Here is a 9,689-nt window from a genome sequence, read left to right as displayed (position 1 = left end):
CACTGTTCTTTATAAGGGAGCAGATATGTTTTATAAGCAGGCACAACATGATTATTCCATTTGTACAAGACGGAATCTTCAGGATAACCCCGCTCAATTAAATCCCGCTTTAAACGCCTTTTCAAAGCGATTTCCTCGTCTGTATCAATGAAAATCTTGAGATTCAAAAGCTGAGCAATATCTTCAAAATGAAGGATGAACAAGCCTTCAACAATTACTATTGGTGCAGGTTTAATCTCTAAAAGCCTGGGTTCAACGTTAGGATTATTGAATGTATATTCCTTTTGGAGTACCGTTTCACCATTAATGAGTTTGGATATATCACTCATGAACAGATTGTTGTCGATTGTACCTGGTTCGTCGAAATTGTAGAGTTTATTTTCCTCCGCGCTCATGTTGTGTGCGACCCTAAAGTAATAGTCGTCCTGGGAAACAAGACATACTTCACTCTCTTTAAAATGATTTAAAAAACACTTCAGGAAGAAAGTTTTTCCGGAACCACTTCCTCCTGCGACACCAATTACAAATGGCTTTTTACTCATTAGGAACTCCGTATACTAGTGTCGCCTGAAATCTTTTATCCAGCGCACCTACCATATCGGCTGTCGCTTTCGTAATCACGATGATAGCATCTCTTGTAGACTCATTCTGAGTGAATTTACCTACAACTTTAGTAAAAGTACTCTTTCCGGACATTGGATTTGTGATCTTTATAATAGTACCGATAGGAGCTGTTTGATGAAGTGCCAGCATTTTGGTTCCATCAAGATTTTCGTCGGAGATCCAAATTGCAACTCCATGCTGATCAACTTCGCGTAAGCCATATCTTGCAGGGGGTAGTTTTAAACGGTCGATTGCGTTCTTGTTACTGTCGATTTCAGTCGATGATGTCCTCGGTTCTACGCGAGGTGTGTCGATTCGTACGGCAAGTGGGGGCGTGATCTCAGTAGCCGTTCCGTATGGCACCTTAATGATCTGGCCAATAGCAAGGTTACTGCTGGTCAAATTATTTAAGGTCTTTATATCTTCAACAGTAGTATTGAATTTTCTGGCTATAGCGATAAGATATTCCCGGGGGCCTACTTTATAATCGATAACAGCCATTTTTGACGGAGATGTAAGGGGATTCTGTGAAGGCGCTGGTATTTGTGCTTCTGCATACGACCGCTCAGTAGGAACTCTCAAAATGGTGCCTATTTGCAAAGTCCGATTGCTGTTAAATTGAATTATAGCTTGTGGTGTGACATTATATTTACGACCAATAGAATAATAAGTCTCTTTTACTTCAACCTTGTGCACTATCGTTTTTTTACCGTTAAGGTTCTCTACACTTATTGAATCTATTTTTATTGATGCATTTGCGGTAAAAAATGCCACCCCAAAGCAAAATGATAAAACTAGTCTTATGAGCATTTATGAATTTTGTTAAAAGTTTGCAATTATACTAAATAAGTGACCATTTCTTCTTTACCCCTAATATAGAAAAGATGGTTTCGATGAATAAAGAACGCTTCAGGTTGCAGTTTTTGTATACCTGAGATTAATATATCATCTATGATAACCTTATCGTCCTGATAAACAACTATTCGTTGCCTTAGTAAACCCTTCTCAGTTTCATGAAAACTAAGAAAAACCTTATCGGCAAAATGCAGAATTAATAATTCGCCGACTAACCTGCCATGTTCGACAAATGCAGGTATAACAAATGAATTATCAACTTCAGGGAAAATGATTTCCGAATCGACTTTAACTTCATTGGGTTCAGCAATCAATGCAGCTGTTTTATGGTTTATCCAAGAGTATTTTTTGGGCTGAATCCTGGGATCGTATACCTGTAATGCATCATCCTTGATCTTATTCAAAGAAATGTCGAATTTTTGCCAGAATATATTCCCGTCTTTGATATTTACTGAAAAAACGCCTTTACTTTCAGGAGTCTCTGTATGCTTATAGCCAATTAAAATCAAGTTCTCCTCACCAGCAAAGGCAAGACTTAAATTCCAGTTTTCCTTAAAACCCTTCTCTTTAAAATAAGTTTCGCCTGTAATATAGTTGTACGCGCTGAATAGTACCTGTTTAAGTTCTATGTTACGCGTCTCCACTGCCAAAACACCGGATCTGTGCACCATCACCTTCCATACAAGACCAGAAAATCTTTCTGTCAAACTAGCTTTGGCTGTCGTGTTATTTGGACGCATAATGCGCAAAAATACGCCATTCCAAATTTTTAACAGAAATTTATCAGGAATTAATGATCTTAACCTTTTCAGGCAAGAAATTTGTGTTCGTTAATCAGAAAATTATTTAACTTAACACCATCAACATGAATGCAAAAGAGATTAGTTTGGAAGAAAAAGTTGTAAGGCCAATTGTAGACCAGTTGAATGACCTGGTTGCGAATTACCACATACATTATCAGAAGCTTCGCGGCTGTCATTGGAATATTAGAGGTCCGCATTTTTTTACTCTCCACATTAAGTTCGAAGAGCTTTATACAAATGCACAACAAACGATTGATGAGCTGGCAGAACGTATTCTGACCCTCGGCAAATCTCCTTACAGTACCTTCGCTGACTATATTAAGATTTCAAAGATCAAAGAGGTTAATACCATCGGAATGAAGGATAATGACATGGTTTCGTCAGTGCTGGAGGACTTCAGCAGCCTTATTGAACTTGAGCGCGAAATAATGAACACCACAGCAGACGCCGGAGATGACGGCACAAATGACCTGATTAATAAGTTCATGCAATTTAAAGAAAAGAATACCTGGATGTTAAGATCATTTGCAGGTAAAAGCTGAGTAATCCTTCATTTGAACAATAATAAAACCGCCCTGTTTACACGAGGCGGTTTTATTATTGAAAATGGTTATTTAAAAACGGGTTCCAACAGTTAAAAACACATTATGCCTGGTATTTTTAAGAGACGCAACGGGACCGGTACCGTTGTTAAGTGTATAGGGTTTAACATCCGAATTGAACCCGACATTCTGATAAGTTAGATCGACATAATAACTTTTGATTCTATATCCCACACCGCCGCTGTAAGTATTTATGTTCAGGTCTACATCATTTAGTTCTTTATAGGGGTTTCCCTGAACTCCATACCCTGCACGAAACATCAGGCTTTCCAGCTTGTATTCTGCTCCTAACCGATAATTAACTGTACTTTTGAAATTATTCAGAACGTCCCGGTTGTTATCATTGATCACGTCATCAGTGGAATTATCTGTTGGTAAAAAATTGATTGTTGAATAATCTACGAAATCAACATCCGCCGAAATAAAGCCTTGAGTTTTGAAAAAGTATCCTATTCCGCCGCTTAGTTTCATGGGCGTACGTAGTTTATAGCTAAAATCATATACTTCCTCATCATTTGAGTATTCAGTAGCTCCATTAACTTTCTTTGAATAGCGGGTGTCGAGTTCTTCAGAGTAACTATCATCAATTGTATACCAGGTCGGGCTTTGGAATGTGGCCCCCAGCCGTATATTAGGAGAAGGGCGAAATATTGCACCTAATTTCGCATTTATACCAGAGCCACTGGTAATTTGCCTTTGGTTAAATGAAAGGACGTAATCACTTGCTTCAGTAACATTATACCCATCTTCTGTATATTTGGAGTACGAATTGTAGTTGATACTGGCAAGGCCGATACTCGCACCTATGTAGAACTTATTTTCATAATTTGCACCAAATGCAAAATTCAGTTCTGACTGAGATCCTGTTCTGTTAGTGTTATTTGTTTGTAGATTATTGACGTCGGTTTCAGGGAAATAGTAACCGGCTGCATCGTAACCAATCAAATAGTTATCATAAGCCATTCTTTCCAGGGATCCCGCAGGGAGGGAGTTCGGTGCGCCATAGTTATCAGTAGCAAGCTCTGAATAGTAATCAGCAACCGAATTTTTGCCATTCGTACCTGAAAAATTTACATTATTGCCATACCCTTTCGTACGGTTATAACCTAGTCCGAAGTTGAAACTTATCCAGCCTTTATCAAGAGGGGCGCCTTTAGACTTAGTGAGGGTAGAGTTCCACACTACAGCAGCATGAGCCAGGCTCATTTGATCTTTTTTACCCACGTTGCGCTGCCCAAGGTATTGCGCATCTGACGTAAAACTATTAAATTCAGGGGTAAGGCTAAATTCTGATCTTGTAAATAATCCTAATCCGGCTGGATTTCCTCCTACTGAACTGAGGTCGCCGCCAACTCCCGTTTGTGCACCAACTGCTTTGAACCTCGCAGTACTACCATATGGGGTTTGAGAAAACCGCAGAGCATCTCCCCCATATTGAGCATACGATTGTCCGGTAGCTGCCACTATGGCCGCCACGGTTAATAGAATTCTGAAATTCATAAGTGTTTTTCTAGGTCTTAATTTCCTCTTAAAGGACGTCCGCCATTGCTGCTGCCACCACTGTCATTGCTTCTTCCGCCGCCGCCATCATTGTTAGAAGGGGGAGGTGAGGAATTAACCCTTTCCGGCTGAGAAGTTCTCTGCGGTTGCTGACTTACTCGTTCAGGTCTTGGAGCAGCTGTTGCTGGTCTGGTGTTATCTGAAGAAGGTGTGGTAGATGTACCACCATTGTAACGTCCTGCGCGGGTGCGGTCCTGGATAACATTTCCTCCAGTTCCATTTCCAGACACGCCACGAACATTTCCTCCATTCACAGTTGCTGGATCACTTGGAAGGCCATCTGAGCCTCTGACTGGTCGTGGGCGGTTGTTAGGTGATGTATACACGGGACGGCCTACGCCAGATCCGTTACCATAAAAACCATTGTTACCGTAATACCCACCGCCAAATCCCATTCCGTATGGATTGTAGTAGGTGTAGGGGCCCATAAAATTGCTACCGTAATTATAACCGTAGTATCTCCATGGATTGTACCTGTAAAAACCGTTGTTAAAGCCTAACGACAAATTCAACATAGGACCTCCATAATAGTTGTTGGAACTGTAGTAGGAGTCGTAATAGTTATTATATACATTTCCATATCCATACATGTTGCCGTAAGGATTTCCATACATGTTATTGTAATATCCCCTCCATGGCGCATAATTTCTAAACCTGTTGATTCGTACGGCGTAGTCGCCGGAATAAGCATCGCCATATAACTCTTCTTCAGTTACATAGTCCGATTTGCGTGAATTTTCCGTCGGAACCTTGGCTATAACTTCTGCCTTTTCCTTTGCACGGGCTTCAGAATAATAAACATCATCATTCTGATCAACCTGCTGAGCTGTCTGATTACTTGTAGCACATGAGACCATCACCAGAAGGGACGATAGTGATAACAGATATGTAAGTTTCGTTCTCATAAGGATAGTATTTAGATATTTATATCAACGTTTAATTGTTAGACGATTGTATCCATTAAATGGTTGCATATCAAAATTATAATAGCTCACGTAGTTTTATAACTTTGCTGCCTGACAATTTAATTAATAAATATACGTAATTCATTCCGTTTCAAGTTATGAGCAAGGGTTTAACAAGCAGAGAAGACGATTATTCACAATGGTATAATGAACTTGTTACAAAAGCAGACATGGCCGAACACTCTGCCGTTCGTGGTTGCATGGTTATTAAGCCCTATGGGTACGCAATTTGGGAAAATATGCAGGCGGCACTTGACAAAATGTTCAAAGATACCGGACACAGTAACGCCTATTTTCCGTTGTTCATTCCTAAATCATTTTTCTCCAAAGAAGCATCTCATGTGGAGGGTTTCGCTACTGAGTGTGCTGTTGTAACTCATTACCGCTTAAAGAATGACGGCAATGGTAATATCATAGTCGACGAAGACGCAAAACTCGAAGAAGAACTTATAGTCAGGCCTACATCCGAAACCATAATCTGGAACACTTACCGGGGATGGATTCAGTCGTACCGCGATCTTCCTGTTCTGGTAAATCAATGGGCGAATGTGGTGAGATGGGAAATGAGGACCAGGCTTTTCCTGAGAACAGCTGAATTTTTATGGCAGGAAGGCCATACCGCCCATGCCACTTCCCAGGAGGCTATAGAAGAAACAGAAAGAATGCTTGCAGTATATGCTGACTTTGCTGAGAACTGGATGGCCTTACCGGTAATAAGAGGAAAAAAAACAGCCTCCGAACGCTTCGCGGGAGCCTTGGATACATATTGTATCGAAGCGTTAATGCAGGATGGAAAGGCACTTCAGGCAGGCACGAGTCACTTTCTCGGACAAAATTTTGCAAAAGCATTTGATGTAAAATTTACAAGTAAAGAAGGTAAACTCGATCATGTTTGGGCAACATCCTGGGGTGTTTCTACAAGACTAATAGGAGCTCTGATTATGGCCCACTCGGATGACTCAGGACTGGTATTACCTCCAAAACTTGCACCAATCCAGGTAGTAATAGTTCCTATTTACAGATCGGATGATGAGCTTGAAAAAATCTCCCAGGTAGTTAAAGAGATTACTTTAGAACTGAAGCTGAAAAATATTACATTTAAATACGATGACCGGGACACTCTTCGTCCAGGTTTTAAATTCGCGGAATATGAGCTTAAGGGCGTGCCTCTAAGGCTTGCTATGGGGGGTAGAGACCTCGAAAATGGTACTATTGAAATAGCCAGAAGGGATACTAAGGAAAAACAGACAATTTTAAGGGTAGGCCTGGTTTCATATATCGAAAGTCTGCTTGAAAATATACAGCTAAACATGTTCAACAAAGCGCTAAAATTTCGGGAAGAGAATACGCGTGAAGCGAACTCGTATGATGAGTTTAAAAAAATACTCGACGAAAAGGCAGGATTTATTTCTGCACACTGGGACGGAACCCCGGAAACTGAGAAGCAGATCAAAGAAGAAACAAAAGCTACTATCAGATGTATTCCTTTGGATAATAAGCTGGAAGACGGTTTATGCATAGTTACGGGCAAGCCTTCGACGCAGCGTGTATTGTTTGCAAGAGCTTACTAGAAATCTTTCTGTTAATTATTAACGATTGATGCTTGATAATTTATTTGGGTATTTCTATATAACATTTAAAAGTCAATAATTCTAAGGATGGCCGAAATCACTCCATATAATCATATTCTTAAGCTCCTCGAACACAAAGCGTGTTTGAAACAGGAAATTTTCCGAACTACACAGGATGTATTTATCCGATTTAAAAAGCAATTAGAAAATATCGGTAATAAGATGCGCGCTGATTTTAAGGAAAAAGACCCCGATGTTGAAATTCGTTATTCTGAGAACGGAGATTTTGAAGCCCATTTAAAATTTTCGGGAGACGTCCTTGTTATCTCAATGCATAGTAATGTTTTCAGCTTCGCCCCTGAACATGCTGTTAACCAGTTAAAATATGTCAAAGATGAACCTTCACGAAAGTATTGCGGGATAATTCACCTTTATAATTTTTTGGCCGACTCCCTGAAATATAACCGTAGTTCTGACACAGGTTACTTGCTGGGCAGGATTTTTATTAATGCCGAAGAGCATTTTTTTGTGGATGGACAAAGTCAACTTGGTTTTTTGTTTAATTCCTTTGGAAAGGGAAAAATTAAGCAGACCCAAATTGTGGAAATTCTTGAATTAGCAATTATTTATTGTATGGATTTTGATCTTCTCACACCGCCCTTTGATTCCGTTAGACAAATAACCTTGGAAGAGAAACAGTTTATAGGTGGAAATTCTGGGTATGCGACCGGAAAGGGTATGGGATATAAGTTTAAAACTGAGCTTGATTCATTGACCATGCCTACTGGAAAAAGAGTTGACGGTTGAAAGAGATATGGTGAATGGTAAATTTAGCTGGGCGGATAGGGCTAAGGGAAATTAGGAGTTTTGTAAATAATAGGTTTAGGCCGGTATTTGCCGACGAAGCCACTGACATAAGCAATAAAAGATGAAATTCGGAACAAAAGCAATACATGCGGGCCAGGAACCGGACCCTACAACCGGAGCTATTATGACTCCCATTTATCAAACGTCAACTTATTGGCAGAAATCACCCGGGGATAATAAAGGTTTTGAATATTCACGAGGCACAAATCCTACCCGTAAGGCTTTGGAGTCGTGTTTGGCAGCATTGGAGAACGCAAGTCATGCCTTAGCCTTTTCGAGCGGCATGGGAGCAACTGATGCTGTAATGAAATTGCTGAACCCGGGTGACGAAGTAATAACAGGAAATGATTTATACGGCGGTTCTTATCGCATGTTCACAAAAATATTCGCTAACTACGGTGTCAAATTTCATTTTATTGATATGACCAGGGCCGAAAATGTTAAAGAATACATCAATTCCAATACAAAACTGATTTGGATTGAGACTCCAACAAACCCTACGATGCAGATTGTAGACATTGCGGCGGTGAGTCAAATTGCTAAAGCAAATAAGGTATTACTAGCAGTTGATAATACGTTTGCATCGCCTTATCTGCAAAACCCAATTGATCTGGGTGCAGATATCGTTATGCATTCTGTAACTAAATATCTGGGAGGGCATTCCGATGTGGTTATGGGGGCATTGATGCTCAACGATGAAGAGCTCTACAAACGCCTGTGGTTTATATATAATGCTTGCGGTGCGACGCCCGGACCTATGGACAGCTTCCTTGTTTTGCGCGGATTAAAGACTCTGCACTTGCGGATGAAAGCACACTGCGAAAATGGAAGGCAAATAGCTGAATATCTCAAAAAGCATCCAAAAGTGGATAAGATTTACTGGCCGGGCTTTCCTAACCATCCTAACCATGAAATCGCAAAAAAGCAAATGCGTGATTTCGGAGGTATGATTTCTATTACTCTGAAAGGCGCCGACCTGAAAGAAACTTATCGTGTTGCATCATCATTCAAGGTTTTCTCGCTTGCAGAGTCGCTGGGTGGTGTTGAATCGCTGATAAATCACCCCGTTTCTATGACCCATGGTTCTATTCCTAAGGACGAACGCGAAAAGGTGGGCGTAACAGACAACCTGCTAAGACTTAGCGTAGGAGTGGAGGATATCGAAGACTTGCTGGAAGATGTGAAGCAGGCTTTAGCGTAGATGGCTCTGAATTTAGGAAATCACTAGTGTCCGGTAAAAAGATTTTGCTTTTCGACCCTGAAGGCGGTCGCATGTTTATAGTAATGGATATTTCCGATAAGTCGACCCTGAAGGTGGTCGCATGTGTCAGAAATTTTCACATACGACCACCTTCGGGGTCAAGCCCACCTGTTTTTTTATAGGGGTGCTTGCTTTTAAAAAATAGGCAAAAAACATTCGATGAGAAGCATAAAAGCATAATATAATGAGATATCAATTTTAATTGGACACTAGTAATGAGCAAATTACCAATTAGCGGATGAGCCATTCGGCTAGAAATTTGAGCTTTCAGGAGCTGAAGGATTTTCTGGATGTTAAAGTTGATTTGTATAATCGGCCGAACTTTATTGAAAACGATCCGATTTGTATCCCACACAAGTTTAAATTAAGACAAGACATTGAGATTATGGGCTTTTGGTCGGCTATGCTTGCATGGGGACAAAGGAAAACCATAATTAATAAGTGCCATGAGCTCATCCGGCTGATGGACGGCGCACCTTATGATTTTATAAAAAATCATAAGGAGACAGATCTAAAACGATTCGCGGGATTTAAACATCGTACTTTTAATGATACGGATACACTTTATTTTGTTGAATTTTTTAAAAAGCACTTTGAAAAAT

The 9,689-nt window shown here is 40.3% G+C and carries 10 protein-coding genes; 5 read left to right on the top strand and 5 right to left on the bottom strand.

All coding sequences use genetic code 11. The features are described 5' to 3' along the window. The 3 genes from ACLL8Z_RS14020 to ACLL8Z_RS14010 form a co-directional block, all read right to left on the bottom strand. Nucleotides 1–542 (bottom strand): uridine kinase (locus ACLL8Z_RS14020; protein ID WP_411275416.1); only part of this gene is annotated, 542 nt, incomplete at its 3' end. After that, on the bottom strand, nt 535–1,413 hold the full coding sequence (locus ACLL8Z_RS14015; protein ID WP_411275415.1) for a LysM peptidoglycan-binding domain-containing protein: 879 nt from the start codon (nt 1,411–1,413) through the stop codon (nt 535–537). The genes ACLL8Z_RS14020 and ACLL8Z_RS14015, both read right to left, overlap by 8 nt. 26 nt (nt 1,414–1,439) lie before the next feature. After that, a complete protein-coding gene (locus tag ACLL8Z_RS14010; protein WP_411275414.1) occupies nt 1,440–2,198 on the bottom strand; it encodes a DUF4905 domain-containing protein in 759 nt (252 codons plus the stop codon). Nucleotides 2,199–2,323: 125 nt separating this feature from the next. Between ACLL8Z_RS14010 and ACLL8Z_RS14005 the strand changes: the two genes are divergently transcribed. Next, on the top strand, nt 2,324–2,803 hold the full coding sequence (locus ACLL8Z_RS14005) for a Dps family protein (protein ID WP_411275413.1): 480 nt from the start codon (nt 2,324–2,326) through the stop codon (nt 2,801–2,803). A 72-nt stretch (nt 2,804–2,875) separates the two neighbouring features. Here the strand turns inward: ACLL8Z_RS14005 and ACLL8Z_RS14000 are convergent, their stop codons facing one another. Together ACLL8Z_RS14000 and ACLL8Z_RS13995 are read right to left on the bottom strand one after the other, a co-directional pair. Continuing rightward, nucleotides 2,876–4,363: an OmpP1/FadL family transporter gene (locus tag ACLL8Z_RS14000; protein WP_411275412.1), complete on the bottom strand. Its 1,488-nt coding sequence runs from the start codon at nt 4,361–4,363 to the stop codon at nt 2,876–2,878. Nucleotides 4,364–4,380: 17 nt separating this feature from the next. Further along, nucleotides 4,381–5,328, bottom strand: a complete 948-nt coding sequence (locus tag ACLL8Z_RS13995) for a hypothetical protein (RefSeq protein ID WP_411275411.1) — start codon at nt 5,326–5,328, stop codon at nt 4,381–4,383. Between the two features lie 158 nt (nt 5,329–5,486). Between ACLL8Z_RS13995 and proS the strand changes: the two genes are divergently transcribed. From proS to ACLL8Z_RS13975, 4 genes are all read left to right on the top strand, one after another. Beyond that, nucleotides 5,487–6,959, top strand: coding sequence for a proline--tRNA ligase (gene proS / locus ACLL8Z_RS13990; protein WP_411275410.1), 1,473 nt, complete (start codon nt 5,487–5,489; stop codon nt 6,957–6,959). Nucleotides 6,960–7,046: 87 nt separating this feature from the next. Then, nucleotides 7,047–7,766 (top strand): hypothetical protein, encoded by a 720-nt coding sequence (locus tag ACLL8Z_RS13985; protein ID WP_411275409.1) that lies wholly within the window; start codon nt 7,047–7,049, stop codon nt 7,764–7,766. A gap of 121 nt (nt 7,767–7,887) precedes the next feature. Then, nucleotides 7,888–9,027, top strand: coding sequence for a cystathionine gamma-synthase (locus ACLL8Z_RS13980; RefSeq protein WP_411275408.1), 1,140 nt, complete (start codon nt 7,888–7,890; stop codon nt 9,025–9,027). Nucleotides 9,028–9,325: 298 nt separating this feature from the next. Beyond that, on the top strand, nt 9,326–9,689 hold a 364-nt coding region (locus tag ACLL8Z_RS13975), incomplete at its 3' end, for a DUF2400 family protein (protein ID WP_411275407.1).

This window comes from Daejeonella sp. (assembly GCF_046590655.1).
Lineage (GTDB): Bacteria > Bacteroidota > Bacteroidia > Sphingobacteriales > Sphingobacteriaceae > Daejeonella.
This window is presented reverse-complemented; position numbering and strand designations above follow the sequence as displayed.

Bases quoted from the DNA above. Each gene is read 5' to 3' on its own strand.
- ACLL8Z_RS14015 (WP_411275415.1), bottom strand. From the start codon at position 1,413: ATGCTCATAAGACTAGTTTTATCATTTTGCTTTGGGGTGGCATTTTTT.
- ACLL8Z_RS14010 (WP_411275414.1), bottom strand. From the start codon at position 2,198: ATGCGTCCAAATAACACGACAGCCAAAGCTAGTTTGACAGAAAGATTT.
- ACLL8Z_RS14005 (WP_411275413.1), top strand. From the start codon at position 2,324: ATGAATGCAAAAGAGATTAGTTTGGAAGAAAAAGTTGTAAGGCCAATT.
- ACLL8Z_RS14000 (WP_411275412.1), bottom strand. From the start codon at position 4,363: ATGAATTTCAGAATTCTATTAACCGTGGCGGCCATAGTGGCAGCTACC.
- ACLL8Z_RS13995 (WP_411275411.1), bottom strand. From the start codon at position 5,328: ATGAGAACGAAACTTACATATCTGTTATCACTATCGTCCCTTCTGGTG.
- proS (WP_411275410.1), top strand. From the start codon at position 5,487: ATGAGCAAGGGTTTAACAAGCAGAGAAGACGATTATTCACAATGGTAT.
- ACLL8Z_RS13985 (WP_411275409.1), top strand. From the start codon at position 7,047: ATGGCCGAAATCACTCCATATAATCATATTCTTAAGCTCCTCGAACAC.
- ACLL8Z_RS13980 (WP_411275408.1), top strand. From the start codon at position 7,888: ATGAAATTCGGAACAAAAGCAATACATGCGGGCCAGGAACCGGACCCT.